Origin of the sequence: Arthrobacter sp. SO5, assembly GCF_020532805.1 — a bacterium.
Classification (GTDB): Bacteria; Actinomycetota; Actinomycetes; order Actinomycetales; family Micrococcaceae; genus Arthrobacter.
This window is the reverse complement of the sequence record NZ_MQTQ01000036.1, coordinates 34,580-60,106: the sequence shown is the minus strand read 5'-3', so window position 1 is coordinate 60,106 and position 25,527 is coordinate 34,580. Positions and strand designations below refer to the sequence as shown.

25 protein-coding genes and 2 pseudogenes are annotated in these 25,527 nt (G+C 61.2%); 18 read left to right on the top strand and 9 right to left on the bottom strand.

The window, feature by feature from the left end; all coding sequences use genetic code 11:
* A pseudogene (locus BJG92_RS06465) lies at positions 1 to 394 on the bottom strand (hypothetical protein); the annotation flags it as partial.
* A gap of 88 nt (positions 395 to 482) precedes the next feature.
* On the opposite strand from BJG92_RS06465, the gene BJG92_RS06460 reads away from it, so the two are divergent.
* From BJG92_RS06460 to BJG92_RS06445, 4 genes are all read left to right on the top strand, one after another.
* Entirely contained in the window at positions 483 to 776 is a 294-nt protein-coding gene (locus BJG92_RS06460; protein WP_232083199.1) for a transposase, read from the top strand.
* A gap of 17 nt (positions 777 to 793) precedes the next feature.
* Positions 794 to 1,690 (top strand): IS3 family transposase, encoded by an 897-nt coding sequence (locus BJG92_RS06455; protein WP_232083203.1) that lies wholly within the window; start codon positions 794 to 796, stop codon positions 1,688 to 1,690.
* 174 nt (positions 1,691 to 1,864) lie between these two features.
* Complete coding sequence (locus tag BJG92_RS06450; protein ID WP_232083198.1) at positions 1,865 to 2,476, top strand: RNA polymerase sigma factor; 612 nt, start codon at positions 1,865 to 1,867, stop codon at positions 2,474 to 2,476.
* Positions 2,473 to 3,084, top strand: coding sequence for a hypothetical protein (locus BJG92_RS06445; protein ID WP_232083197.1), 612 nt, complete (start codon positions 2,473 to 2,475; stop codon positions 3,082 to 3,084). Before BJG92_RS06450 ends, BJG92_RS06445 begins: the two co-directional genes overlap by 4 nt.
* A gap of 518 nt (positions 3,085 to 3,602) precedes the next feature.
* Here BJG92_RS06445 and BJG92_RS06440 read toward each other — a convergent pair.
* Positions 3,603 to 4,097, bottom strand: coding sequence for a hypothetical protein (locus BJG92_RS06440; RefSeq protein ID WP_232083196.1), 495 nt, complete (start codon positions 4,095 to 4,097; stop codon positions 3,603 to 3,605).
* Between the two features lie 400 nt (positions 4,098 to 4,497).
* Here BJG92_RS06440 and BJG92_RS06435 point away from each other — a divergent pair, with 400 nt between their 5' ends.
* The 4 genes from BJG92_RS06435 (at position 4,498) to BJG92_RS06420 (ending at position 8,426) form a co-directional block, all read left to right on the top strand.
* Positions 4,498 to 4,872 carry a hypothetical protein gene (locus BJG92_RS06435; protein WP_232083195.1) on the top strand — a complete coding sequence of 125 codons (375 nt, stop codon included), beginning with the start codon at positions 4,498 to 4,500 and terminating at the stop codon, positions 4,870 to 4,872.
* A 209-nt stretch (positions 4,873 to 5,081) separates the two neighbouring features.
* Positions 5,082 to 6,227 (top strand): tyrosine-type recombinase/integrase, encoded by a 1,146-nt coding sequence (locus tag BJG92_RS06430; protein ID WP_232083194.1) that lies wholly within the window; start codon positions 5,082 to 5,084, stop codon positions 6,225 to 6,227.
* Positions 6,228 to 6,240: 13 nt separating this feature from the next.
* Positions 6,241 to 7,881, top strand: coding sequence for a tyrosine-type recombinase/integrase (locus BJG92_RS06425; protein ID WP_232083202.1), 1,641 nt, complete (start codon positions 6,241 to 6,243; stop codon positions 7,879 to 7,881).
* Positions 7,878 to 8,426, top strand: coding sequence for a DUF6262 family protein (locus BJG92_RS06420; RefSeq protein ID WP_232083193.1), 549 nt, complete (start codon positions 7,878 to 7,880; stop codon positions 8,424 to 8,426). The genes BJG92_RS06425 and BJG92_RS06420 overlap by 4 nt, the downstream gene beginning before the upstream one ends.
* Before the next feature lie 38 nt (positions 8,427 to 8,464).
* On the opposite strand, the gene BJG92_RS06415 is transcribed toward BJG92_RS06420, so the two are convergent.
* Positions 8,465 to 8,731 (bottom strand): hypothetical protein, encoded by a 267-nt coding sequence (locus BJG92_RS06415; RefSeq protein WP_232083192.1) that lies wholly within the window; start codon positions 8,729 to 8,731, stop codon positions 8,465 to 8,467.
* 1,228 nt (positions 8,732 to 9,959) lie between these two features.
* Between BJG92_RS06415 and BJG92_RS06410 the strand changes: the two genes are divergently transcribed.
* Positions 9,960 to 10,511, top strand: coding sequence for a hypothetical protein (locus BJG92_RS06410; protein WP_232083191.1), 552 nt, complete (start codon positions 9,960 to 9,962; stop codon positions 10,509 to 10,511).
* 292 nt (positions 10,512 to 10,803) lie between these two features.
* Here the strand turns inward: BJG92_RS06410 and BJG92_RS06405 are convergent, their stop codons facing one another.
* Genes BJG92_RS06405 through BJG92_RS06395 form a run of 3 tightly spaced genes read right to left on the bottom strand, consistent with a single transcriptional unit; the run spans position 10,804 to position 13,080 of the window.
* Complete coding sequence (locus BJG92_RS06405) at positions 10,804 to 11,598, bottom strand: hypothetical protein (protein ID WP_232083190.1); 795 nt, start codon at positions 11,596 to 11,598, stop codon at positions 10,804 to 10,806.
* Entirely contained in the window at positions 11,595 to 12,266 is a 672-nt protein-coding gene (locus BJG92_RS06400; RefSeq protein WP_232083189.1) for a hypothetical protein, read from the bottom strand. The genes BJG92_RS06405 and BJG92_RS06400 overlap by 4 nt, the downstream gene beginning before the upstream one ends.
* Before the next feature lies 1 nt (position 12,267).
* Positions 12,268 to 13,080: a TIGR04255 family protein gene (locus tag BJG92_RS06395; RefSeq protein WP_232083188.1), complete on the bottom strand. Its 813-nt coding sequence runs from the start codon at positions 13,078 to 13,080 to the stop codon at positions 12,268 to 12,270.
* A 795-nt stretch (positions 13,081 to 13,875) separates the two neighbouring features.
* On the opposite strand from BJG92_RS06395, the gene BJG92_RS06390 reads away from it, so the two are divergent.
* Entirely contained in the window at positions 13,876 to 14,937 is a 1,062-nt protein-coding gene (locus tag BJG92_RS06390; protein ID WP_232083187.1) for a hypothetical protein, read from the top strand.
* 284 nt (positions 14,938 to 15,221) lie between these two features.
* Complete coding sequence (locus BJG92_RS06385; RefSeq protein WP_232083186.1) at positions 15,222 to 15,794, top strand: recombinase family protein; 573 nt, start codon at positions 15,222 to 15,224, stop codon at positions 15,792 to 15,794.
* 125 nt (positions 15,795 to 15,919) lie between these two features.
* Here BJG92_RS06385 and BJG92_RS06380 read toward each other — a convergent pair whose 3' ends face one another.
* Positions 15,920 to 16,429 (bottom strand): hypothetical protein, encoded by a 510-nt coding sequence (locus BJG92_RS06380; RefSeq protein ID WP_232083185.1) that lies wholly within the window; start codon positions 16,427 to 16,429, stop codon positions 15,920 to 15,922.
* Positions 16,430 to 16,765: 336 nt separating this feature from the next.
* Between BJG92_RS06380 and BJG92_RS06375 the strand changes: the two genes are divergently transcribed.
* The 4 genes from BJG92_RS06375 (at position 16,766) to BJG92_RS06360 (ending at position 19,821) form a co-directional block, all read left to right on the top strand.
* Positions 16,766 to 17,209 (top strand): GNAT family N-acetyltransferase, encoded by a 444-nt coding sequence (locus BJG92_RS06375; protein ID WP_232083184.1) that lies wholly within the window; start codon positions 16,766 to 16,768, stop codon positions 17,207 to 17,209.
* An 86-nt stretch (positions 17,210 to 17,295) separates the two neighbouring features.
* A complete protein-coding gene (locus tag BJG92_RS06370; RefSeq protein ID WP_232083183.1) occupies positions 17,296 to 17,838 on the top strand; it encodes a GNAT family N-acetyltransferase in 543 nt (180 codons plus the stop codon).
* Between the two features lie 388 nt (positions 17,839 to 18,226).
* On the top strand, positions 18,227 to 18,793 hold the full coding sequence (locus BJG92_RS06365) for an RNA polymerase sigma factor (protein ID WP_232083182.1): 567 nt from the start codon (positions 18,227 to 18,229) through the stop codon (positions 18,791 to 18,793).
* Between the two features lie 35 nt (positions 18,794 to 18,828).
* Entirely contained in the window at positions 18,829 to 19,821 is a 993-nt protein-coding gene (locus tag BJG92_RS06360) for a CU044_5270 family protein (protein WP_232083181.1), read from the top strand.
* A gap of 244 nt (positions 19,822 to 20,065) precedes the next feature.
* Here BJG92_RS06360 and soxR read toward each other — a convergent pair whose 3' ends face one another.
* On the bottom strand, positions 20,066 to 20,566 hold the full coding sequence (soxR, locus tag BJG92_RS06355) for a redox-sensitive transcriptional activator SoxR (protein WP_232083180.1): 501 nt from the start codon (positions 20,564 to 20,566) through the stop codon (positions 20,066 to 20,068).
* 63 nt (positions 20,567 to 20,629) lie between these two features.
* Between soxR and BJG92_RS06350 the strand changes: the two genes are divergently transcribed.
* Positions 20,630 to 22,027: an MFS transporter gene (locus BJG92_RS06350; RefSeq protein WP_232083179.1), complete on the top strand. Its 1,398-nt coding sequence runs from the start codon at positions 20,630 to 20,632 to the stop codon at positions 22,025 to 22,027.
* Positions 22,028 to 22,137: 110 nt separating this feature from the next.
* Here BJG92_RS06350 and BJG92_RS06345 read toward each other — a convergent pair whose 3' ends face one another.
* A complete protein-coding gene (locus BJG92_RS06345) occupies positions 22,138 to 22,653 on the bottom strand; it encodes a DUF4265 domain-containing protein (protein WP_232083178.1) in 516 nt (171 codons plus the stop codon).
* Positions 22,654 to 22,908: 255 nt separating this feature from the next.
* On the opposite strand from BJG92_RS06345, the pseudogene istA reads away from it, so the two are divergent.
* Both istA and istB read left to right on the top strand, forming a co-directional pair.
* Positions 22,909 to 24,583: pseudogene (gene istA / locus BJG92_RS06340) on the top strand (IS21 family transposase).
* Positions 24,580 to 25,398, top strand: coding sequence for an IS21-like element helper ATPase IstB (gene istB, locus BJG92_RS06335; protein ID WP_232083177.1), 819 nt, complete (start codon positions 24,580 to 24,582; stop codon positions 25,396 to 25,398). The pseudogene istA and the gene istB overlap by 4 nt, the downstream one beginning before the upstream one ends.
* Positions 25,399 to 25,527 lie beyond the last annotated feature (129 nt).

Below are 25,527 nucleotides of genomic sequence, written 5' to 3'. Positions count from 1 at the left end.
TATGGTTATCAACAGCCAGCCCTGGCAGCGTAGAAGAATCCACTAATTCCGCTGTCCGAAATACCCGCAGCAGCCCAGACCCGGGGGCGCCCGGTCCGGCGTTAACCGCAGGTTCTGCATTTTCCGGCGCTCTGGTTCCTGCCGTGTTCAGGTCATCGGGCGTGGGTTGGCAATCCCACGATCTTCCCAGGAAGGCCATGAGGCGCCGATGGGCTGGTGCTGTCGGTGGCGAGTTGAGTTCGGGTCCGAAGACATCCGGGACGCGGAATTGCTTCATCATTGGCATTTCTTGCATGGTGCCCAGCAAATGCTGAGCCGATGCCTCGTCAATGAGATGTTCTTGACTCGTGGCGACCGCTAGGTCGATTCCATGAACGATGACCTCGGTAGGCACCCGCCCGGCGTGTCAGGCCAACCATGGATCCACCGTTATTTGCGGCCGTATGGTTTTGTGAGACAGCTTGTTAGGAGCCTTTCTTCGCATGACCGACGGTAAGAGGTATAGCCAGAAGTACAAGGACGACGCCGTGGAGCTGGTGATTTCCTCGGGTCGTCCGATCGCCCAGGTGGCGACGGATATCGGTGTGAACGAGGGCACTCTGGGGACCTGGGTGCGCAGATACCGGGAGGATCATCCTGACCGGTTCGCGGCCGGGGAGAAGGATGCCGTGCCTTGGGAAGAGCATCAGAAAGCGCTGGCCGAGAACGCAAAGCTGAGACAGGAAATTGAGTTCCTGGGAAAAGTCAGCGCCTTCTTTGCAGCGAAGCAACGGTAGAGGATTTCTACGAGTTCATCGAAGCGGAGAAGGCGAACCATCCCGTCGCCTGGCTATGCCGGGCCCTGAAGGTCTCCCGGGCCTCGTTCTACCGGTGGCGCAACCCTGCGGGCCCGTCCCCGCGGGCCGTGCGCCACCAGGCGCTGGTGGAAGCGGTGGCCGGGAAGTTCAAAGACGCCGCCGGCAAGGCCGGCAGGGATCAGCTGGCCCGGATGCTCAAGGAGGACGGGATCAGCGTTTCCCAACCCACCGTCGGGGCCATCATGCGCGAGCGGGGCCTGCGCGCCGTCCGGACCCGGGCGTGGAAGAAGACCACCGAACAGGACCCGCAGGCGAAGACCGCCCATATCGAGAACCACATGCTCGATGAAAACGGCAAGCGGAACTTCTCCTCCGCGGTGCCCGGCACCCGGCTGTGCGGAGACATCACGTACCTGAAGACCGGCGAGGGCTGGCTGTATCTGGCCACCGTGATCGATTTGTGCACCGGCATGGTCATCGGCTGGAACATGGACCGCCACATGCGCACCGAGCTGTGCACCGGGGCGCTGGCCATGGCCCGCGACCACGGCTACCTGCACGCGGACGGGGCAGTCTTCCATTCGGACCGCGGCACCCAGTACACCTCTGCCGAATTCCAGGGCTGGTGCGGCGGGAACAACGTCACCCAATCCATGGGCAAGGTCGGCGTGTGCTGGGACAACGCCGTCGCGGAAAATTTCTTCTCACATCTGAAGACCGAGTTCTACCACCACCACAGCTTCACCAGCCGGCTCGCCGCCCGCACCTCGGTCATGGACTATATCGAGTCCTGGTACAACCGCAAACGGCCAAACGCCAGAGCGGGCCACCGAACCCCGGTCGCAGCCCTCACCGCCCACCAGACCCGCGGTCAGGAATCCCTGGCCGCGTAACCGAAATACAACGACGAAACTGTCTCAGAAACTTGACGTGCGCAATTCAGACAGTCCCGCTCTTTCAGGGCGAAGAGCATGAAGGATTGGCAGCGGCTTAGGTAAGTAGTTCCTAGCATCAGATTAGGCAGAGCCAAATATGGAACCACTTGAGCTGACCGGACATTATTAGGTATGGGCGAAGAGTCGGATATTTCAGACGGGGTCTTATGGTGCCGCGTAGTCAGCGGGGACGGTGACGCATTCGGTGCGGTTTTCGACCGACATCATGGCCGGGTATTGAGCCACGCGCTAAGGGTGCTGGGTGTGCCTCATCAAGCTGATGATGTGACGGCCGTGGTTTTCTATGAGGCCTGGCGTTGCCGCATACGTGTTCGGATCGTCAATGACTCGGTATTGCCTTGGTTGCTAGTTACCACGAACAACACGATTCGCAATCACTCCCGTCAACAGCAGCGGTATAGGCACTTTTTGAGCCAGCTCCCATCACCAGAAGCCGCCCCAGACGTAGCAGAGGACGTCGTAGACGCAGCCCAACGCATGAGCGAATCCTCCGTTATCAGAAGAGCCTTCGCTCAGCTGAGACCGCTGGACCGCGACATACTCACTCTCTGTGTCATTGAGGGTTTGAGCACCAAAGTGGCAGGAACCACCCTTGGCATAGCCGATGGGACCGTTAAGTCACGACTCCATCGCGCAAAATCCCGGCTCGGAATCCTGTTCAGCGAAGTTTCACGAGAGCATGCACCTGGGAATCAGGTAATGCATGGATGGAGGACGCAATGAATAAGCCCGCGTTTCAGGTAGACCGGAGAGTGGCTCTACGGAGGCAACTCGTTAGCATGGCGACTGCTACGAGCACAGAATCTCAGCCCACGATCATGCACAGGGTCGCATCGATGCGCCTTGGACTCAAGATTGTGATTTCCGGAGCCGTGGTTACAGGCGCTGCAGCAGCGGTTATTGCCACGGCTCCGTCTCCAGAAGACAATTCCCTGGACGCCTCACGGATCATACCGTCACTTTCCAACCCGCAGCAGGCCGCGGATAAAGTACCGGCGGCAGTGATGACCATGCTTGACCCGGGCCTGAAACTCGACCCTTCGCAGACACGCCTGCTTGGAAAAGTCGATACCGTCACGTACTACGGCGTCGCAGCGGGCGACAAGATCTGCATGGTTCCTGTCGATGCCACCGGAAAAGACAACGGGTTCATCGGTTGCACGCTGCTGAAAAGCTTCGAATCCGGCGGTTTGAAGTTCGAAAACGCGGAGCGGACGGAAGCGGCCTGGTTGATAGCTCCCGCAGCGGCAGCGAAGGCCCTGGGGTCCGTCAAGAGTGAAGCAGGCTGGAGCCAACAGGCCCCAAACTTCCTGGTCCGCAACAACAAGTAAATCTGGACCAGCCCATCGCCTATCGCCAGCTGCGTCTGTAGATACAACGCAAAAGGCCCGACTGGATCGCCCAGCCGGGCCATTGCGCGATCTAATACTAAGACTCAAGTGCGGCGTCCGCCGCTGTCACCCCAAGAATGGAATCCACCCCACCTGTAATCGTTGACATAGGCAGGGTAGGAAGAATAGGCCCAGTTGGAAGCAACGACGTAAGGGCCTCGGACGCTGCTCCACTCGTCATGAATGGCAGTTGCCACCTTAACATTTCCAATCCAGCAGAAATTGTTGGATTCGGTAGTGTACGCCTTGGCATAAGAAGCATCGAACCAGCTTGAGCCGTAGAAAGTTCCAGGATTGCATCCATATGGTTGTGCGCTCCAAGTTCCGTTTGCATAGGCATTGGCGGGCGATGCCTGAAGAGTGAGGAGAAGTGCCAATGCGGCTGCACCAATGCCGACTGTATTTCGCAAATTATTCAACGAGCTCTCACTTGTTCCTTTCAAAGATGGTCAAAGGAATTACTTGCTGTTCCGTACCAGGAAGTTTGGTGCTTGTTGGCTCCAGCCTGCTTCACTCTTGACGGACCCCATGCTCTTCGCTGCCGCTGCGGGAGCTATTAACCAGGCCGCTTCCGTCCGCTCCGCGTTTTCGAACTTCAAACCGCCGGATTCGAAGCTTTTCAGCAGCGTGCAACCGATGAACCCGTTGTCTTTTCCGGTGGCATCGACAGGAACCATGCAGATCTTGTCGCCCGCTGCGACGCCGTAGTACGTGACGGTATCGACTTTTCCAAGCAGGCGTGTCTGCGAAGGGTCGAGTTTCAACGTTGGGTCAAGCACGGTCATCACTGCCGCCGGTACTTTATCCGCGGCCTGCTGCGGGTTGGAAAGTGACGGTATGATCCGTGAGGCATCCAGGGAATTGTCTTCTGGAGACGGAACCAAAGCTGTGACTGCTACTGCAGCGCCCGTAACAATAACTCCCGCCACAGCCATTTTCAGCATACTTTTCATGACGTGCTCCCCCTTTGCAAGTCCAATATTGCTCCGAGGCTAGCGGTGCGGTCGTCGGGAAGCAAGCGTTTCAGACTAGAAATCTAACGGATGGAGAAAACCTGCGGAGAACCTTAGGATTGCGCCCGTTACTATGCAAGGATGGCCTTCTCAGAATAGATTGATCAATTAGCATTCCATGCGAAAAAAGCGCTTGCTCAACCTGGGCGCGGGGGTTTGGAGCCGAGAACCTGAAGCTTACCGAGCAGGAGCTTTCCCGACGCAACCACTCTTACCTAGCCTGGGGGTTTCATGGCGTGATTGTTGATGGCGCTTGTTTAAGCAGGGAAAGGGTGCCCTGAACTGGGAAAATATTCGTTGTCGAGACCTATATTTTGTCTGGCGAAGGAGCGCCCTTTCGATGCAGAAGCTGGCCTGTCTTTTCCCATTGGTTCCGATCGTTTTTACCGGCCGGTCGCTCGTTCCCCACGCCGCCGTGGCTGTACTGACCGGCTTCATGGACGCTGCGGGATTCGGGGCGTCGTGCGAGGATCGGCTGGGCCAGTGCGTTCCCGCCGGAGCGACGCATCGTCTCGGACGGCTGCTCGGGTCGCTGGCGGCGATGCTGGCCGCGGGCGGGGAACACGTCTCGGATCTGGACATCCAGCGTGCCTCACCCGGCGTGTTCGGCCAGGTTCCCTCGAACGCGACCATGTCGCGGTTCTTCGAGCGAACCGTGGTGAACTCGAAACACATTCCATACCAACCGGCTGGCGCCGCAGAACCGCCATTTTGAGTTGCGATTAAACCGCCATCCCGAACGAACAGTCACTCCCGCGCCACTGGCTTCTTGCGGGTCCCACTTCCTTGGTTCTATGGGGGTCCGATCGCCTGTCGTGGACTGTGGCACAGGCTGGGTCGCTTGCTTGGTGGACGACGGGTTCTCTCCGTGTGTCGGTCAGGTGTTCTTCGTCATGGCGGCCATGATTGGCATAGGAGATGACTATGCGAACTTTTCCAGTCCAGATGCCTTCTGGAATGCGCTACTGGACAGTGATCGGCGAGGACCTGCTGGTCATGTCTGTGGCGGATGCATACCTGCGGTACTTACGGTTCGGGCGTGACGCTGCCGAGTCGACGACTAAGACCTACGCGGGCGCGGTCGCACTGTATCTGTCGTGGTGCGCGGCCACCGGGCAGGATTGGCGTGCGGCTGCGGGGAAGATGCCGGCGTTCGTATTGTGGCTCCGCCACTCCCCGTCACAGCCGGGGACAACGCCCGGCGGTCCGGTCGAGGCTGCGGTCCGAGGACCGCGGCGGATTAACTGCGTGCTCGCAGGGGTGCGGGGCTTCCTGACCTTTGCGGTGGATCACGGCGAGGCTCCGAGAGGAGTGCTTGGTCATCTTTACGAGCTTGCCAATAGCCAGGATCTGCCGGCTGAGGCGCGCGGTGAGGACGGCGCCTGGAGGCTGCGGATGAAGGCCCGGCACCGGGTTCCGGCTATCAGGCAACGGCCGGACCGGGCCAGCGATGAAGACGTCCTCGCACTGCTGAGGGCATGCCTCTCGGCCCGTGACCGGCTGCTGGTGATGCTGCTCGCGCGGGCGGGGTTGCGTCGCGGCGAGCTGGTGGGGCTGCGGCGTGAGGACGTCCATTTCCTGGTCGACTCATCGTCCTTGGGCTGTGGCTTCCCTGGATCTCACCTGCATGTGGTGCGGAGGCAGAATACCAACGGCGCGTGGGCAAAAGCGCGGCACTCCCGCATCGTCCCCGTGGATTCACTGGTCGTGCATGCCCACGACCAGTACTTCACCGAGAGAGTCATGAATCCCGCGGCGGGTGAGAGCGATTTCGTGTTCGTGAACCTGTTCCGGGCACCCATGGGCGCGCCGATGACTCCGGCTGCGGTAAACGAATTGCTGGCCGCGGCCTCCCGCCGTGCGGGTCTGGATCCGGCCGTGCACCCGCATGCGCTGCGTCATGGATTTGCCAGTAACGTCCTGGACGCCGGCGGGAGCATCGACGAGGTCCAGGAGCTCCTCGGCCATGCCTCGATCAGCTCGAGCCAGGTGTATCTCCACCCGGCACCGGAGCGGTTGCGCGCAGCGGTGGAGCGGGTAGCCCTGGCCGCCACGTCACCGGGAACGTGACGAGGTGACCGCGATGACAGCCCGTGCTCTGGTCACGTCGACGCACGAGCACCAGCTGGAAGCAGAACGGGCCAAAGACATCTGGGCGATGTCCCTGTTTGGCCACAGCGGGCGGTTGGACTTCACGGCGATCAGCCAACCCTGGTTACGCGAGGGTGCGAAACGGTGGGCGATCCACGACCTGATACGTCGTCGGGGCGAGGGCGCCACCACGGTGCTGAGGGCCCACGTGGCGGCAATGGCGGGGCTCTCAGAAAGCTTGTGCGCCCATAGAAGCGACCGCGGCCTGATCATCCGTGACCTCGGGCGCCCCGACATTGAGTTGTTTCTGCAACGTCTCGCCTACCTGGAGGATTGCGGGAAGATCACCGCGTTGTCCCGATCCCTGAGCTGTCGAAAGGCTCATCATGCGCTGCGTCAGATGCGGCTGCTCGGCCTGACACGGGCTGGTGACCCGCTCAGCGGGCTGCCTGACGACTTCGCGTTCCGCCGCGAGGACGTTCCCCGGCGCCCAGACCGGCAAACTCCCAACCGGTCGCTGCCGTCCGAGATCCTCGCCCAGCTCTGCGATGCCCTGCCGCTGCTGCGCACCCGCGTGCCGAAAGAGTTGGCCGTTGCGATCGAGTTGCTCATCGACACAGGCCGCCGGCCCGGGGAGATCCTGAACCTGCCCTGGGACTGCATGGACCGCGACCACGACGGGAACTATGTCCTGGTCTACGACGACCTCAAGAACAACAGGCCGGGCCGGCGGCTTCCGATCACCCACACGACCGCCGACCTGATCACCGCCCAACAGCAGGAAATCCGGGAGCGGTTCCCCGGCAGCAACCCGGCGTCGCTGGTTCTGCTGCCCTCTGACGAAGACCCGGACGGCCGGCGTCCGCTGGCTCGGCATCGTATCGGCCGGGCCCACCGCGGCTGGCTCGCTTCGCTGCCCTCTCCTCTCCGGCGGTCCGACGGCAGCAGCTACGATCTGACCACGATCACGCCCTACTCCTATCGGCACACCTACGCGCAACGGCATGCAGACGCCGGCGTCGCGCTCGATGTACTCGCCGAGCTGATGGGCCACGAGCTATTGAGCTCGACTCAGGCCTATTACCAGGTCGGCGAGAAACGCCGCCGTGCCGCGGTCGACCGGCTGGCCGACCACCGGTTCGACCGGCACGGAAACCACCTCTGGCGGGACGCCCAGGCTCTACTCGACGACGAGCACGCGCGCCACACGCTCGGCCAGGTATCGGTGCCGTACGGCAACTGTCACGAACCCTCTAACGTCCAGGCAGGGGGTGGTGCCTGTCCATTCCGGTTTCGCTGCGTCGGCTGCGATCACTTCCACACCGATCCCTCGCATCTGCCGGAGTTGAAGGCATACCTGCATGACCTGCTCAGTGACCGCGAACGCGTGCTGGCCACCACCGATCTTGAAAACTGGGCCAGAACAGAAGCTCTACCCTCGGAGGAGGAAATCCGCCGGGTGAAAGAACTCGTGCACCGGGTCGGGGAACACCTTGAACAGCTCGCCCCCGCCGAGCAAGCCGACATCGTCGCCGCAATTTCAGCCGTCCGGCGCACCCGCCAAGTGACCAATCTGGGCATGCCCGCGATCAGGGGCGAGCCCGGTCCCAGCGCGGGAATGGAGAAACTGTGAACAGCAACACCAGCGGCATCGCCGCGGCCCGGCAGGCCCACAGCACACGATGCCGGCAACGTGTCCTCGCCGCGCTCGAGCAAGCTGTCCATCTGGGCGCCGAAATCAGCATCTCCTCGATCGCCCGCCGCGCCGGGGTGGACCGCAGCTTTCTCTATCGCCACAGCGACCTCCACGCCGCGGTGCTTCTCAAGGCCGCCGAACCAACCACCGCAAAGACCGGAGGACCGAGCGTCAGCAGGCCATCCCTCATTACAGACCTGGCCAACGCCCATGAGCGCATCGCCCGTCTGTCCCGCGAAAACGCCCAAGTCCGCCAGCGTCTGTCCGAGCATCTCGGTGAAGAGGTGTGGCGGGAGTCCGGCCTCGGGGCCCCCGACGATGTCGACCGTCTGCATCACCGCGTCACCGAACTGGAACAACACACCGCAGAACAACGTCGACAACTCTCAGAACGCGACGACGAGCTCGACGCGGCACGGGCCGCAAACCGAGAGCTCATGACCCGACTTAACCGGCCGCACCCCGACGAGAGCAACCACTAGGCCCACACCTGCGGGCGCCAGAGTAACGCCCGATCAAATCAGCTGCACTTCACATCCGAATAGACCTCGATGAGGCGGGTGGGCGCGTCTGGGAACCCCGCTTCAGCCAGACCCGATCTGACTTCAGCCCTAACTGCCTCAACGTGCGCGAACCCTTCGAGCCGGCTCTCGGTGATCTCTCGGTCGCCGGACTGAGATTCCGTGATGGTCCTCTTCCACTCCTCTAGCTCAGACGCTTCAACCTCGGCCGAGGTGAGCGCCCGGCTGGCTGCGTCAGACGCTGCCCTGGGGACATCGTCAACCATTGGTTCAAGCCACCATTGAGCAGTACATTCTGCTCCTTGGACAGCGAAAGTTTCCTCCCTGTCGGGAGCGCCTCGAGCTTCGCCGCATCCTGAAACCAACGCCGCAACTACCAAAGCGAAAACACTGATCAATGAAAATCTCCCCATACGACCACCCTACAGAGGCTCTTCCAATGATGAATCGTCAGGATCCAGATCAGAGTTCGCTTGGCGGCTCAAGATGTCGTGGTCTAGGACTGGCCGATGAGTCTGCCCCGGTGCGAGCTGATGGCCCGACTCAACCGGCCCCACTCCAACAGGTGAAAACACTAGGACCACACATGTGGCCCACGTCAGTAGGGCGTCCGACGACGCCTGACCTGCACAAACGAGCTCTGTTCCTTGCCGGAGTCCTCTCGACCCCGAGAGAACCTTGGAAGTGGAACGCCCGGGGCCGGTTCTTTGAAAAATGGCGACACGCCATCCGATTTCGTTCCACAACTATGTTCTCTTCGGCGTCCCACGCGGCGCCGTGTTGAAGCGTGACGAGGCATCGAGCACTGCCGCGGTCATCAAGGGTGCTTAATAATTCAGCGTCTCGAAACGCTAGGGTTTTGAGGCGCGGAGATTTCGAGACACTGCTACGGGGCTGGCCTACGACCGCTTCGGCGAAAACTGACGCCTCAGCGGGGTCGTGATGAAATCAACTATGGACCGCAAATCACTTGAGAGCCTGGGCTTCGAGAAATTCCACCCCTTCACGACCATGGACCCGATGGCTCCACCACTCGACTTCGGGGCATACGTAGTTCTCCGACCCTCTTCCGAAGAGCCGAACTTTCTCCGGGAGAGCCGAGGAGGACGATTTAAGGGTCAGGATCGAACTGTGCGGCCCGCTGACGCTCTCATTAGAAACTGGGTTCCGCATACCCCGGTGCTCTATATCGGAGGCGCGGGCATGAAAGCCGGTCAGATGACACATCTTCGTGGTCGCATAGATTCCTACCGTCAATATGGCAAGGGTTTCCCTAAATCGCATGCCGGCGGGTGCCGTATCTGGCAACTCGCCGATTGTGAGGAGCTCCTCATCACATGGAAAGCGACTCCTGGAGTGCCAGGGCTGATTTTGGAACGCAGGCTGCGAAAGATCTTTGCGGATGAACACTCCGGAGCAAGACCGTTCGCAAACGGACCCCTCAAAGAGAATTAAGCTTCTCCGGTGCTGTTCTAACGACGATTGGATCTGCTCATGTCCGACCCTCTATCACCCCTCCAGCGAGCGACGAAACTGGTTGCTGGTACATACAAAGGGCCACACTGTGTGGAAGCGGCTGCTCTGATGCTCGAGGTAGGGGAGCGCTTGGGCTACGACCTCGAAGCCCGCCCCGTCTCGTTGTTCGCCGTCAACGTGGGGACTGGACGGAGTGTAGCCACTGGGGAATACGGCCGGGCCTTCGGGCAGAACTTCCTCGGCCGATACGGCTCCGTCACCATCGGGGGCGAATTAGAGGAAGGGACGGCCTTCCAGCGCCACGCAGGACACATGATCGTCGTTTCAAAAACGCACGAGTTACTTCTCGATCCCACCTTCGCTCAGTTCCAGCAACTTGGCGACCTGGCTGTGGCTCTCTTCGCGTCAGAGACGCGTCTCCACAAGAGCGGGCGGTTCTGGCACGTGGGTGACGAGGACTTTTTCGCTCGCTACTTTACAGCGGATGACTTTATGGAGCTGGACTTCGAATTGGTCCGCAAAACTGCCGTTGACCGCGCTGAGAAGATCGTCGCGTACCTCAACAAGTAAACTCTGCCCTCGCCCCACGTGTGACCTGCCCGGGTGAGCGACGTCGCGGCCTCAATCGTCCTGATGCCCTTTTGGACGGCTCCCTACTCTGCAACATGCATTCATCTCTCGAAACCCTAGGGATGCGAGAGGCTCTGGTTGCATGACACCTGAGTGCACCAAGTAGCGGCCCTGCTGCTGCGTGCACCTCACACGTCAGCGATTAGCCCTGGCCTGAGCTCGCGCACACACATCACCTGGCAACCGAACCGCGTCTTACGACCCAGAATCGATCATCGGGAACCGCGGCCTGCTAGATCGAGATCGAAAGCGGCTGGTCGCCGGCTTCATCGCCACGAATTGTGTAGGAGTCGAAGTCGAGCCGCGTGTAAGTCCTGAGCATGCTGATCGGGACGTCATCTTCGGATTCGACGAAGTGTTTGTCCACAATGATCCCCTTCTCGTCGTTCCATAGGTCGACGATCTGGTCGGCGGCCTTGTTCGCGTCGGCCCAGGCCGAAGGGTCATTGAGCACCTCTGGGAGAATAGTGAACAGCAAGGTGACCGTATAGACCTCGTCGTCGCCGAGCTCCGCGTCTGCCACATCGATGTACACCCCCGACAGGCTTGAGCCAAGCCGCTTCAGGGCCGTGTTGACACGTTTTGACGATGGCTGCCGGCGGTCGTTGAACGCATCTGGGAAGAACGGCCGGGAGTACCGGCTGCCCAACCACTGAGCGAACGTGCGGGCCGACTTCTTGTCCAGGTTCCCGGCGGGCGTAACGTTTCCGAGCAGTTCCCGACTTAGCGTCCGCCGACCGATCAGGTCGGCTTCGAATGCGCGTTCAACGATGTCGACGTGGAGTTTTCTGGGGTTCGCCCCGAAGGCGTAGGTGCCGTCAACTGCGTCGACCAGGCGCACGGGCACGAGGTCCACGAAAGGTTCGTTGCCCAAACTCCGGGAGACTACATCACACGGGTGAGACGCGACGAGCCATCCGTCGATGTCGTCACCGTCGAGCCCGATGTCGCGTGCGGCGTCAGTGCCGAGAAAAGATCCCTGCGTCCATCCCCTCGCAGTGATTGCCTCGAGCTCACTGAAGCTCATCTGATCGTCTGGGGGCCGAGGGGTCTTCCCGTCGCAACGTCAAAGTTTGACTCTGAACGTCGCGGGGTACGCGACCTGAGGTCTTCCCGGAAGCGGCTACGACGCGTGACGCTCCTCGCCGCCGTCGCCTCATCTGCCAGTGTCATCCGAATACCATCGGCGTCGAAAACTTCGGAAGACAGAAGTTCGACGAAGTCCCTCGACGGCGCTGCAGCATGGAGGGAGGTGGGCCCCTGCACCCCAGGCACGAGCTTCAGCCACTCATCCGCCAGCGATGCCATGAGGCGAAGACGATCCTCATTCTCCGGGCGAAGCTCGGGATTGTCCTTCAACCACGAGTAGATTGTTGGACGCTTGACGCGCAGCACCGACGCGAGCTCGGTGACGGACAGTTGGAATGCCGACCGGATAGTGTCGACGAGGTCTGAGACAGGACGACGCTCTAAGACGGGTGCCTGCGGTTCCCGGTCGAACAAGGACCACGACCTGGTCGACGACATGTGACTGCAGTAAGCCAGCCACCGAACAGGGTCGGATCCCGTCCCTAAGCCCGCCGAAAGCGCCTCGACCAGCTGCCGCGTGGCATTTGCCCCGCTGTCGCTTCCCGCGGCCAATGGCGTGAATGCCCACTGGGTGCCGGTTCGCGGACGTTCGAGTGTGGTGGTCATTTCATTCTCCTGTCTGGTCGCTTGGCACGAGTCCCCACTTCTTCATGGCTTCCGGCCTCACGGATTTCCAAAAGGCCGCGCTGGCCGGCCCGTGCACCGACCAGAGTCGGGGCTCGATCACGTCGAAGTTGAATGCGGTTCGGGACTCATCCGAGCTGTCAATGTCCAATATTGCATGGATACCCGGCTTAACCGCGGCCAACTGCGGAAAGTCGGGTGTCAGCAGGTCCGGCGGGAGAATCGGGGTGTTCTCCACCTGGTTCATCCGGATCAGGAGCTGCCCGACTGCCGACCGGGCGAGGATCTGTTGGCTGGACAGCAGCGATTCCACCCCCAAGTCCTCCGGGCTAAACGTTGTAACGGCTTCCGTGAAGGTTTCGGTGAGATCGGAGCCGACGTTCACGACGGCGTCGACATACCTCAGGCCTATCCGGTCGGCATAGCTAGGTTGAACCTCTCGTCTCAGCACATCGACGACGAGACGCAACGCCTCCTGAAAGTCCTCGAACGTCCGGTAATCGGTCACCTGCAACGCGATCGAGGAAGTTGTCAGGGTTATCACGCGCTTCTTGTCGGCCGAGGCGAACGACCAGCGAAGACTCGGCTGCAGCTGGACGCCTCCATCGACGCCGAACTGAATCTGCTGCTGGGTGGCGACGGAGTAGTCGGGGAAACCGTTGTTGCGAAGATGGTCCTGAATAGCGGTGACGTGTTGATCAATTGCCAGCACGGGAGAGAAGCGGATTTCGCAGAGGACGAGCACTAAGGGCGAGTTCTCCAAGTGGGGACGACGTGAAGCGGCGACATCTGTCATGACCGCAGTTTACACACAACTTTACACTCGGAACATACATTCAGAAGAAGGACATAGGTGCGTCATGAACTGAGCCTTCCCGTATTCTGTCGGTCAGTAAACCCGCCTTCTGCGGTCAAGCACGTCGAGGTCTTGTCCACTTGCCAAGGATGAACGCCTGAACGACCCGAGCGGTCGTAAACGACCATCAGATTGGCACCTTCGAGGTAGACGTACCCCGCAGGTGCCGTGTATCGCAGTGAGGGGATCTTCCACGACGATCTCAACTCGGTCGTCGCCGTCGATAAATTGAAGCAAAGCGGCACAGGCCTCCGGCTGCCACGCTCCCGGCCACGAAATGGATTCCCTGGCACGATCTTTCCCTATGCCGAGCAACTCTGCGGCGCCCGCCCTGCATAAGGCAGTGTCCGCGACACCGCCCTGGTAAGCCGTTCGGCACCATTTGCCAATGTTAAAGGTCCCGGCAGTTCCCATCCCCAACCGGATGCCTCTCACAACCCTTGAGATACGAGACGTCTCACCGACCAGCGACCGCTGCGACGGTAGTTGTCAGTTTCCGAAGTCGACTGCACAGAATGTCCAAAGTCGTCTGCACAACCCCGCCCGTTGGGAGACCGCCTGAATCCGCCGATCCTCAAACGGGGCTTCGTGGAAGCGAACCAGCTGGCGGGCATCGATGTCCTAGACGGCCATGGCGGCGAAGTACGTGTGGTGCGGTGGATCTCCCATCGACTCAGGGATTCCGCCGCCGATACGATTGCGTCGCCCGCAGCGGACCGCGTCTAACATTTGAGGATGAACTCCAGCAATCCCACTACCGTGAATCTCACATCTGATGAGGTAACCGTCCTCACCGCGCTGATGGGTGACATCCAGGTGGCCGCATCGGCGTTCTACGCGAAGACCGCAACGTCGGCGGATATTGAGTCACTGGGCACTGAGGTCCGAACTTTCCTCTCCGCAGCTCAAACCTTGAATGAGCGCCTGGGCGGCAGCATCCTTGAAAAGAAGGCGTACCAATCGGAGCTCTTGAGCACAGACATTGGTGAGCTAATCGACGCCGTCAAGTATGTGCGAAACGTCAGCCAACACGTGCTTCATGTCGTCCGTCCTTCGGAAGACTCCGGTGTTTTGGTGGGAGGACTCCATGGCCTCCGTATCTACGTAGCCTGGGACGACGTGCCCCTAGCAGCGCATAGTTCCCTCCGCCCGAGCACTCAGGCGCTACGGCCGGCGTTTGAGGCACGGCTCCGTGGGCAGGAGGTCGCTGGCACGATGCTTTCGGTGCTGCGCGCGTTCGCAACACTTGCGCCTCAGATTGTTCATCGTGAACAGCGTGGGGAGTGGACGGGGTTCCCCCTCAAAACGCAGCCGTCTATGCCGGGGCGCCTCCATCCCGAGGAGCCTGAGGATCTCGAAGAGTCGTTCGCGTGGCTGGACTCACGCCCACCCAACGGAGATGCACGACTGGTGGTCGGTCAGGTGACCATTGAGGGCGGTCGTCACCTCCTGGGTTACACCATCGACGGCCGGCTGGCTCCTGGAGTGTTCGTCGAATCTAGTCGCCAAGTTACGGACGACATCGCCGCGGGTTTCAGATACCTCTTAGGTGATCCGGCGGGTCACGTAGAACTGGAACACGACCCTCATAGCCGCTTTCCCAGTCGTCAAGTGCTTCGCATCGTCGACCCTATAAGCGAATGGGCGACGCCACTAGCAGGTGCGGAGCAGAGTGAGGATTGGGGCGTTGATCTAACGGACCCAGAATGGGCACGCGTGGTCAGATTTGCGCAAAACGACTACCTGCCGGACGTTGGCAGGTATGAAGTGCGACGCTCGCAGCGACTCAACGCATAGCGAGATCATTGCCGAATTGCAGGGCAGGCCCGACATTTCGGTGCCCGTTCCTGCACTATCTGGCGACCTTGTTGTGACAATCCCACCTTCTCGACAAATGTGTTGCCCACGGGACAAGGAACTCGGGCTGCCGTGGGTGCCCGTAAGCCGGTCCCCCACCGCGACACCTTCGACCCGCTCCCCCGCCGTGAAAAATCCCACATAGATGCTGGGATCCGAGATTCGCGTATACCCCGCCCGCAAAACTGTCCCGCTTAGGTCGCTCAACCGCTACAGTTGCACCCATGACTGCGCACATCATCGGCTACGCCCGGGTATCCACCAACGAACAGGACCTGACCGCGCAGCGCAACGGCCTCGCCGCCCTCGGCGTCCCCGCTGACCGGATCTACGTCGACCACGGCCTGACCGGCAGAAACAAAGAACGACCCGGACTGCGCGAAGCCCTCGCCGCCGTCCGGGCCGGCGACACCCTCGTCATCACCAAACTCGACCGGCTCGCCCGCTCCCTGCCGGATGCGCGGGACATCATCGAAGACCTCACCAAGCGAAACGTGAAGCTCAGCATCGGCGGATCCGTCCACGACCCCACCGACCCCGTCGGACGACTCCTCTTCAACGTCCTGGCTATGGTCGCCGAATTCGAATCAGACCTCATCCGCGCCCGCACCCGCGAAGGCATGCAGGTCGCCAAAGCCAAAGGCCGGCTCCGCGGCAAACAACCCAAACTCAGCAAAAGCCAGGAAGCCCACCTCGTCTCCCTATATAAGGGAGGTCAACACACCACCACCGAGATCGCTGAGCTGTTCAAGGTCGCCAGGAGCACGGTGTACCGCATCGTCCAACGCACCCCGTAGTCATCGAGTCAATCAAAAGCCTCTGCAGTCCCATTCTTGAGGGCAGTGTCGACGGAGCTGCCCAGCACACGGCGACTTGGACCCAGGCGGGGGCGCTGCTCAGTTTGAAAGGCAGAGCCGCCTATCTATCCCACCGGCTGGCCGGGCTGCCGCTCAAGGAATGCCTTCACCCGCTCGACATACTGTCGGCAGTAGAGTCTGTGCTGCCGTTCGTATTCGCCGAGATATCCGGCCGCCCCGGCCGGCAGTGTGAAGTACTGCCCATGTTCGAGGACCGTTGCACCATCGTCACCATCACGAAGTACTGTCCGTCCCCGCCCAGCTGGATCTTCTCCCCCCACGGACCTGGTGATCGCCAGCTCCTGCGGAATCTCTTCCATCACTTCCAGGGCCGAGACACGTTCCAGTCCGTCGCGGATCGAGATGAATACTTGGAGCTCTCCCACACCCTCTGTGCCCGGCGCCTTGAAGCCGCACACAATGTCGGGGTCCATGAGAACGCCGTTCTCTGGTGGCTTGATGAATTCCCAGACCTGTCGACGTGTGGCTTGGATGGCCGTAGCAGCTGATACGAAATGCACGGAAGCTTCAATCGATAGCGGCGGGACCTTCTTGCGTTCAAACAGAGGACTCATGGCGAGAGTGTTTCATCGTCAAGACCGTCCAACAACGCGACCCGCTGGAGTGTCATTCGGACGGCGTCAAGATCGGTCAATCAAAAACGCTTCCCCGGGTCTTATGACCAACTTTGATAACGATGGCGAGTTCTGACCATCAGCAGCAACCTGCACCCACATCCAGAAATTGGCGGGCCAACGCGATAGACAAGCCGCAATGGCGCACCTACCAATACCGCCCAGGATGGCCCCACCGGGCAAGTCACTAAGGGTCGTTTTTGACGTGGGCCTGCTGCTGGGACTGGATCACGAGCATTGCGGGTGCTGCTGTAACCCCGAAGTATGGTGGGTGCCATGATCACAATTCGGGAAGGAAGCCCAGATGACGCGCCCGGTCTTGCAACGCTAAGAGCTATGTGGGCGTCCGAACAGGAGCCTGCCATCCAGGAAGATCCAGACTTTGAAGACACCTACCGCGATTGGATGGATGCCAATCCTCGAAAGTTCTTTGTGGCCCAGCAGGACGGCGAGCTTATCGGGATGCTCAACCTCATGATCTTCGAGAGGATGCCCAAACCAGGGAAGGCATCTTCCCGGTGGGTCTACCTGGGCAACGCCTACGTGCTCCCAGCCTTTCGGAACGCCGGAATTGGGGGCCGGCTCGTGGAGGCATCGATTCAGTTCTCCAAGAGCATCAAGGCGGCACGGATGGTGCTTTCTCCCTCAGTCGAGTCGAGGGACTTCTACGCACGACTAGGTTTCCAGCCTGCCGCGGAGTTGAACATTCGCACGTTCTAACTTGAGGGGCATCCTCACCTTACCCGGGGGCGCTGATCGGCGGCCGAGCCTGATTGGAAATCGACGATTTGGGCTAATGTTGACCGATGATTAAATCGCACCAGCTCAGCGAGAGCGTCAGCATGCGCGTATTGCGCCTGAGTGATGCGGGAGCGCTTGCCGCCGCGTACGTGCGCAACCGTGAGTACCTTTCACACTGGGAGCCGGTACGGCCCGAGGAGTATTACACCGAGTCCTGGCAGGCTGCCGACATTGCCAGCCGCCTCGTCGCGCATGAAACCGGCGAGGGGCATCCGTTCGGCCTGTTTGCCGGCGATACACTCGTCGGTCGATTCAACGTGGCTGGAATCGTGCGCGGCCCGTTCCAGAATGCGGGGCTGGGTTACTGGGTGGATAGCGATTATGCGGGCCGCGGGTTGGCATCCGCTGCGGTCCAGAGGATAGTCGAAATGGCACGCGACGAACTCGGACTGCATCGCATCGAGGCGAGCACTCTTCTACACAACGTTGGCTCGCAGCGGGTGCTGCAGAAGGCCGGGTTCCAGCAGATTGGCATGGCACCGCGATACCTGCAGATTGCCGGAAAATGGCAAGACCACAACCTCTACCAGGTAGTCCTGCGCGACTGAAGCGTCGAGTGCATGCACCAGCTGGGCTAGGAATATGTCGCGGCCGGCCTAACAACCGGAAGCTGCGCGGTTCTGTTGTCACTGATCAGCCAGGTCACCAGGACGCCGCCGGATCTCGCTACGAATTGCACGCGACCTTGCTCCGGTTTCGACCCACATAAGTCAGAACTCATCGGCCAGCAGTTTTGCAGCACCCGAATTTCGATAACGGTCGTTATTGATGTTCTCGACAGGGCCTCTCCCCTGGCGTTCCCGTCGCGGCGGACCGCCATGGTGTTCGACGCATCAAGCCGCCAAGGGTTACTAAACGGAACGACCGCGACGTTGATTTCCAGAATTAATTGCCTGCGTGCGACACACTTGGTCGGGTAGCAGACAGGTATAGGGCATGAGGCACTTTTCGCAAGCTCCTGATCGGGAGCACACCTTCAGATCGTTGTATGAAGTGGTCTACCCAGACCTCATTCGATTTGTGCAACGTCGCGCACACCCAGACCACGCCGAAGACGTGGCCGCCGACGCGTTCCTTGTCGTGTGGCGCCGCCTCGATGAGTTGCCGGGCCGCCATGAGGACGCGAGAGCCTGGATCTTCGGCATCACGCGAAACATTCTGTTGAACACGCATCGAGGCGAACAGCGTCGCTTCGCACTCGGTGTTCGCCTCGCAGATGCCGCAGCTCTGACCTACCTGGACCAAGACGCTGACCCGATCGTGAATCGCGTGGACCTGGGAAGAGCCTGGCGCATACTCTCAGAGGTCCATCAGGAGGCATTGGGCCTCGTTGTCTTCGAAGACCTCACCGCGCCGCAGGCAGCGGCCGTGCTCGGCATCTCACCGGTCGCCTTCCGTCTGCGACTGAGCCGGGCCCGCCGGGCGCTCCGCCTCCTTCTCGAACACCTGCCCCAGCCCTGCCGCGCACCAGCTTCCTCCCTTGAAAGGACAACCACGCCATGACCCGCAATCAAGACATCGACACTTTGCTTCGATCGTTGGACGCCGCAGACCACAGGGGCTCCGCCGATACGCTACGGGCGCGCGCCGATCTTAACCGCATTCTGGCCACAGACCCAGCCACGGCGAGTCCCATCCGCATCCGGCGCCGTGTCCTGATGGCATCGGCGGCCGCCGCACTGCTCGTCGGCGGCATTGTAGTGGCCGACGTCGTCGTCCCCGGCCGCCCTGGAGCGACCGCCGAAGCAGCCGAAGTGTTGAACGCCGCCGCAGCCGCAACCATCACCACCTCTGACCCGGTCGTCGGGCCGGCCCAATACTTGAAGATTGATACCACTTCCGTCTACTCTTCCGCCGTCCGATCAGAAGACGGCAGTCTGCTTGCGTGGCTGGACAAGACGTCCGATCATCTCTATGTCCCCGCCGATCACACAGCCGAATGGACCTGGAACCGCGAAGCCCGGATCCCGACCACGTTCTTCAGTGAGGCAGCCAAAGCAGAAGCCAGCAAACAGCAGCAGTTGATGGCTGACGCAGGGAGGGACGGCAGCGAACTGCTGCGGGCTCCTGGAGGGAAGTTCTACAAATCGGAGCGTCAGCTCTTCGGCATGCCCCTGGACGAGGGCATAAAAACTCTGCCCCGCGACCCCAAGGCTCTCCTGAAAATCATTCAGGCGTGGAACAAGGGCGCCGGTCGCTCACCGGAAACCAAGGCGCTAACAGACATCGCGGAGACCTTGCGCACCGGAGTCATCCCGGCAGACCTGCGGGCCGCGCTCTACAAATCGGCCGCACTCATTCCCGGAGTCAGCGTCGTAGACCGGCAGGCAACCTTGGACGGCAAGACCGGCGTGGCGATCGGGATTGATTATCCGGATGGACGAAGCCGGATGGACATCATTATTGGTCCGGCCACCGGGCTGCTGATCGGTGAACGGGAGGTCATGCTGAAAGCCGATGAGAACTTTCCAGCAGGAACGGCAATCAAGTGGACGTCGGTCCAGACCTCAGTGGTCAATTCAGCGCCATAGCCATCCAAGCAACCGCGGGAAAACGCCGAGGCGGCCGACCACTCTTTGGGTGGCCGGCCGCCTGAATGTGTCAACACAAACGGAGCCCACTAGGATCCAAACGGTACCCACCTGGCGCCGTGTGAGGGAAGCCCGATGTCGCGTACAACTGCGGATAACGAGTGGATTTGCGGCGATGGACCCACGTACCCATCGTTAATTTACGTGCTAGGCCGTGGGACGTTGTAGGAATCGCACAAAACGGTCACTGAGCGCGAAGCGGCCTGCCCACGGTTGTCTTCTTCGCGCCATCGGCAGCGGTGATGATCCACCGGGATCCGGGACCCCCGTCCGCGGCTTCATCCTGTGGGTTCAGCACAGCGCAGGTCTTCATTGAAAGGCACCCGCAGCCGATACAGTCGTCCAGGGACCGCCTCAAGACGTTCAGTTCCCGGATTCTGGCATCCACCCTGGCTTTCCAGGGTCCGCTGATCCGTCTCCAGTCCGCAGGTGTCGGTGCCGTATCCAGCGGCATCCCTTCAAGGCTTTTGCCGATCTCGGCCAGGCTCAGACCGACGTTTCGGGCCGCAGCGATGAATGCCAGGCGGCGCAGCACGCTGCGGTCAAAAACCCGCTGGTGTCCGCTCCGGCCTGCGCTGCGCACAAGGCCGAGCTCCTCGTAGTGGCGGATCGCTGACACCGCGAAACCCGACCGCGCGGCCACTTTGCCGATACTCAGGTGCTGCTGCTGGGCAGGTGGAGACATGTAGTCAAGCTACCGGGGGTTCGCCTTGCGCTCAAGTGCACTTGAGCGCATAGCCTCTGGCCTATGACGGTCGCCGTGCAGCATGATTCCTACTGGCAGGTGCTGCGGACGAAGCGGCTCGCAGCCTTCCTCACCGGAGACACCGTTGCCAAAATCGGGGACGGAATGGCCTTCATAGCCCTTCCCATCCTGGTCCTTCAGATCCATGGAGACTTCAGCGCCGCCCTCGCTATTTCCCTGGTCTTCGCGATTCCATTCCTTATCCCTACAGGCATCAGCCTCTTCTACGGGCTCAGCCGGTACCGGTATATCCCGAAGACTGTCGTCCTCGCCGACACGGCGTTTAGGTCTGCTCTCCTGACCCTTGCAGCGGTCCTGGCGTGGACCGAACAACTCACGGTCTGGAGCCTGATCGCGCTCCTGACGGTCAGTTCCTTTCTTCGTTTGCTGTCTTCAAGCGGCCAGCGCCTGCTGGCCCTGGGTCTCGTTGAAAAGCAAGGCCAGTACTCGGTAAACGGCATCCTTGGCACCACGGACAGCATGGGCCTCTTTATCATCGGACCTGCCGTTGGGGGAATGCTCGCCGCCACTGCAGGACCCGCATTCGTGCTTGCAGTCAATGGAGGAACCTCGTTCCTGCTTCTGCTCACCACGCTTTTCAGCATTCCCGCGGCACGCGGGCCAGTACAAAAAAGCAGACGCGAATCCCCTTCCTCTGGCCTTCAGATCCTCACCCGCAACCCGGCCGCCGTACGCCTTTTCCTGCTGATTTTCTTCTTCAACCTCTTCTACGGACCCGTGGAGGTAGCCCTGCCCCTGTTCATCACAGGCGACCTTGCAGAACCAGCCACCGCACTCGGCCTGGTGTGGACCTGCTTCGGGATAGGCGCGTTTATCGGCGCATTCGCCGTCAACTTCCTGCGCAAAGCACCTCAGCTGGCCGTCATAACCGCCATCGTCGCCGGATGGGCGCTCTGCGTCATCGGACTCGGCCTTGCGACAACCGTGACCGGAACGTGCGCAGCCTTCTTCTTCGGAGGCCTGGTCTTCGGACCATTCACGGCCCTGGTGTACTCGATGCTTCAGTCATTTCTTCAGGACCACGAACAACAACCGGCCTTCACCCTCTGGGCTGCCGGTCTCACACTCGCCAGCCCATTAGGCCTCGGTATCGCCGGCCCACTCATCAGCACTGCCAGTCCCCGAACAACATTCTTCATCTGCGCCGCAATCACCGCGGCACTCATCCCGCTATTCCTCATACGGCCAAGAAAGACCACCGATACGAGGACGAAGAACCCGCCCCCACCGAACCCCGCGATCTCGGTCGACAGTGCCCCCTCGGCGACACCCGACGCCGCTGCCAGGACCCTGACCGGTTTGGGTGACGCCCACTCAACTCCCCCTGGACCGGAGCGCAGAGGACTTCGGACATTCCGTGCAGACGACTTCGGAAAATGACAGCAGTGGGCTGTGACTTTCGGCGATAAATGGCGGGGTTCTGGCGGCGCTCTTTGCCGCATGGCCCGTCCGGAAGGGGATCCTAGAACGGGCGCCAGCTCCCATGGCGCCTATCCCGGCTGCCGCGTTCGACCAGTCTCATAATGAAGGACGCCCTCGTGTTGCAATGCGAACAATCTGTCGGCGACTTCCTGTGCCTGGGCCTCGCTGGAAGATACGGCGAAGAACCGCGGAGAGATGAGATCAAGAAGGCAGCCGCGCTCGGCAAGCTCAGATCCTAGGGGCTGCCACGCGTTGGGGTCGTCAGATTTCAGCAGGACTCTGAAGGTGAAGTTCCGAGCGTCGTGCTCCACCCCGGTGGCAACGAGAGCGTTCTCCGCAGATTGCATGACGTTCACACGATCACCGAAGTTAAGGTCATAGAGATAAGCGGGGATGCCCAGAACAGTCGCTGTGCCGTCCTTCTCCAGTCGACCGCGAAGACCCTCCCACATCTGTTCCGCATCAGGTTCAGGGGGCACAGCAAACCATATGGTCTCTCCCGCATCCTGTGCTTCTGGATGGGGCTGGAGTGAGTCATCGCGCCAGTGTGCCACGACGCTGGGATGTTGCCGGTAGTCAGTCACCAGCTGAGACTATCCAACGAATGCAGCCATGACATCGTTTAGTCGGACAGGTTTACCCTGTGGTGTCCGGTAGAGGATCCTTTACCGGACGCCGTGCGAGTCGGATGAGTGGCTGTGACAGGTTTGGATGGCCCCGGTAGGACGGTTATATCTGGCCCCACTTCATGACTCGCCGGGCGCTTGTGACGGTTATTTGTGGCCCCACCTTCAACGTTGGATCCATCAGTGGATGGATGCGGCGGAAGGCTGGTCTGGATGGAGTCGAGAGTGGAGTTGTTCGCGCGGATCCGAAGGGACGCCCGGGTTGAGGGCCTGTCGGTTCGTGCGTTGTCGGTCCGGTACGGAGTTCATAGACGAACGGTGAGGCAGGCTCTGGATTCGGCCGCCCCTCCGGAGCGCAAACAGAGACAGGGTGTGTCCTGGAGGCTCGAGCCGTTCAAGGGCGCGATCGACACGATGCTGGCCGAGGATACGACGGCGCCACGGAAGCAGCGCCATACCGCCCGCCGCATTTTGGCCCGACTCATCGAAGAGCACGGTGCGCAGGAGCTGTCGTATTCGACAGTTCGTGATTACGTAAGGGTCCGTCGAGCCCAGATTGATGTCGAGGCCGGCCGCCGCGTCGAGGTGTTCGTCCCTCAGGAACATGCTCCGGGCGCGGAGGCCGAGGTGGACTTCGGCGAGGTCTATGTCGTGCTGAACGGGGCGAAAACGAAGTGCCACATGTTCATCTTCCGGCTATCGCATTCGGGCAGAGCAATCCACCGGATCTACCCGACCCAGGCCCAGGAAGCCTTCCTCGAAGGGCACATCGAGGCCTTCAAAGTTCTGGGAGGCATCCCCACCAAACACATCCGCTACGACAATCTCACCAGCGCGGTGACCGCTGTGGTGTTCGGGCAGGGCCGGCACCGCCAGGAGAACGACCGGTGGGTGCTGTTCCGTTCGTTCTACGGCTTCGATCCCTTCTATTGCCAGCCTGGCATCGCAGGGGCCCATGAAAAGGGCGGCGTCGAGGGTGAGGTGGGCTGGTTCCGCCGCAACCGGCTTTCACCGATGCCGGTCGCTGGCTCCCTGGACGAGCTCAACGACCGGATACGGGCTTGGGAAGCCGAGGACGAGGCCCGTCGGATCAACGACAGGATCCGCACCATAGGCCAGGACTTCGAGATCGAACGGCCATTCCTGGCCCCGTTGCCGGCCGAGGAATTTGATCCTGGCCTGGTGCTGAACCCGAGGGTCGATAGGTCCTCGATGATCACGGTCCGGATGGTGAAATACTCCGTCCCGGCCCGGTTCATCGGCCGGAGGGTCCGGGTCTCGCTGCGGGCGTCCGAGGTCGTGGTGTTCGATGGCCGCACCGTGGTCGCCAGGCATCAGCGGGTCGCCGCCCGGTCCGGTCAATCGGTCCAGCTGGATCACTATCTCGAAGTTCTCAAAACCAAACCCGGAGCCCTCCCCGGCTCCACCGCTTTGGCCAGAGCGCGGGAGTCCGGGGCGTTCACGTCCGCCCACGAAGCCTTCTGGGCCGCCTCCCGCCGGGTCAACGGCGACGCCGTTGACCCGGGAACTGATCGACGTCCTGCTCCTCCACCGGTCCATGAATGCCACAGACATTCATGCAGGGATCAGCGCGGCGCTGGGAGTGGGCGCGGTCAGCGCCGACGTCGTCGCGGTCGAAGCCCGCAGACACGCCATGACCTCTTCCCTGGGTGGGGCCAGCTCCGACCGTCATCCCGGTGCTCATGTTGAAGAGAAAGTGCAACGGGTTGTCAGTCTCACCCAGCGCCGGCTCATGGACCCCGCCGCGGTCATTGCCGGACTCCCGCCTGACATCCGGCCCCTTCCCTCGGTCAATGCCTATGACGAGCTGCTGGCCAAACGCTCCGAATACCCCGCAGGAACCGCGTCAAAGGAGAACATCTCATGAGCCCCACCGCACCGGCCACCACCATCACCCCGACCCTGCGCCGGCGGCGCGGCCTGACTGAGCAGGCAGCGGTCGCCGCCGTGGACCAGGCCTGCCGCCGACTGCGCCTACCCACCATCCGCGGGGTCCTCGATGAAGCCCTCATCGTCGCGGGGAAGGAACAACTCTCCTACCAAGGCTTTCTGGCCGAATTGCTGCTGGCCGAATGCGACGACCGGGACCGGCGCTCCTCGATCCGCCGAGTCAAAGCCGCGAACTTTCCCCGGGACAAGTGGCTCGGGGACTTTGATTTCGATGCAAACCCGAACATCAACCCCGCCACCATCCACACCCTGGCCACCGGGGAATGGATCCGCAAAGGACAACCCCTCTGCCTGATTGGGGACTCTGGAACCGGCAAATCCCACCTGCTCATCGGACTCGGCACGGCCGCCGCCGAGAAGGGCTACAGGGTCAAGTACACCCTGGCCACCCGGCTCGTAAACGAACTCGTCGAAGCCGCCGATGAGAAAGTCCTGGCAAAGACTATCGCCCGCTACGGGCGGGTGGACCTGCTCTGCATCGACGAACTGGGCTACATGGAACTGGACCGCCGCGGCGCCGAACTCCTCTTCCAGGTCCTCACCGAGCGCGAGGAGAAGAACTCCATCGCCATCGCGTCCAACGAATCCTTCTCCGGCTGGACCAAAACCTTCAGCGACCCGCGTCTCTGCGCCGCCATCGTGGACCGGCTGACCTTCAACGGAACCATCATCGAAACCGGCACCGACTCCTACCGCCTTGCCCACACCCTCAACCAACAAGCCGCTAGCTAATCGCTGGACCTAGGCTGGTTGCCGGTGTCTCCGCTCTCTTGGTGGGCGGAGCAGATGAGGTTTGGCGCGCCGTGAGCTACGACCACGGATTTCTGGTCTATGCGAGATAAGCATCGTTCCGTGGCATGG

Excerpts from the sequence above, each read along its gene's own strand:
- BJG92_RS06415 (WP_232083192.1), bottom strand. The coding sequence starts at position 8,731 with ATGGTTGACGATGTCCCCAGGGCAGCGTCTGACGCAGCCAGCCGGGCG.
- BJG92_RS06410 (WP_232083191.1), top strand. The coding sequence starts at position 9,960 with ATGTCCGACCCTCTATCACCCCTCCAGCGAGCGACGAAACTGGTTGCT.
- BJG92_RS06365 (WP_232083182.1), top strand. The coding sequence starts at position 18,227 with ATGAGGCACTTTTCGCAAGCTCCTGATCGGGAGCACACCTTCAGATCG.
- BJG92_RS06395 (WP_232083188.1), bottom strand. The coding sequence starts at position 13,080 with ATGACAGATGTCGCCGCTTCACGTCGTCCCCACTTGGAGAACTCGCCC.
- BJG92_RS06400 (WP_232083189.1), bottom strand. The coding sequence starts at position 12,266 with ATGACCACCACACTCGAACGTCCGCGAACCGGCACCCAGTGGGCATTC.
- BJG92_RS06460 (WP_232083199.1), top strand. The coding sequence starts at position 483 with ATGACCGACGGTAAGAGGTATAGCCAGAAGTACAAGGACGACGCCGTG.
- BJG92_RS06425 (WP_232083202.1), top strand. The coding sequence starts at position 6,241 with ATGACAGCCCGTGCTCTGGTCACGTCGACGCACGAGCACCAGCTGGAA.
- BJG92_RS06430 (WP_232083194.1), top strand. The coding sequence starts at position 5,082 with ATGCGAACTTTTCCAGTCCAGATGCCTTCTGGAATGCGCTACTGGACA.
- BJG92_RS06445 (WP_232083197.1), top strand. The coding sequence starts at position 2,473 with ATGAATAAGCCCGCGTTTCAGGTAGACCGGAGAGTGGCTCTACGGAGG.
- soxR (WP_232083180.1), bottom strand. The coding sequence starts at position 20,566 with ATGTCTCCACCTGCCCAGCAGCAGCACCTGAGTATCGGCAAAGTGGCC.
- BJG92_RS06450 (WP_232083198.1), top strand. The coding sequence starts at position 1,865 with ATGGGCGAAGAGTCGGATATTTCAGACGGGGTCTTATGGTGCCGCGTA.
- BJG92_RS06435 (WP_232083195.1), top strand. The coding sequence starts at position 4,498 with ATGCAGAAGCTGGCCTGTCTTTTCCCATTGGTTCCGATCGTTTTTACC.
- BJG92_RS06350 (WP_232083179.1), top strand. The coding sequence starts at position 20,630 with ATGACGGTCGCCGTGCAGCATGATTCCTACTGGCAGGTGCTGCGGACG.
- BJG92_RS06375 (WP_232083184.1), top strand. The coding sequence starts at position 16,766 with ATGATCACAATTCGGGAAGGAAGCCCAGATGACGCGCCCGGTCTTGCA.
- BJG92_RS06385 (WP_232083186.1), top strand. The coding sequence starts at position 15,222 with ATGACTGCGCACATCATCGGCTACGCCCGGGTATCCACCAACGAACAG.
- BJG92_RS06390 (WP_232083187.1), top strand. The coding sequence starts at position 13,876 with ATGAACTCCAGCAATCCCACTACCGTGAATCTCACATCTGATGAGGTA.
- istB (WP_232083177.1), top strand. The coding sequence starts at position 24,580 with ATGAGCCCCACCGCACCGGCCACCACCATCACCCCGACCCTGCGCCGG.
- BJG92_RS06405 (WP_232083190.1), bottom strand. The coding sequence starts at position 11,598 with ATGAGCTTCAGTGAGCTCGAGGCAATCACTGCGAGGGGATGGACGCAG.
- BJG92_RS06440 (WP_232083196.1), bottom strand. The coding sequence starts at position 4,097 with ATGAAAAGTATGCTGAAAATGGCTGTGGCGGGAGTTATTGTTACGGGC.
- BJG92_RS06370 (WP_232083183.1), top strand. The coding sequence starts at position 17,296 with ATGATTAAATCGCACCAGCTCAGCGAGAGCGTCAGCATGCGCGTATTG.
- BJG92_RS06380 (WP_232083185.1), bottom strand. The coding sequence starts at position 16,429 with ATGAGTCCTCTGTTTGAACGCAAGAAGGTCCCGCCGCTATCGATTGAA.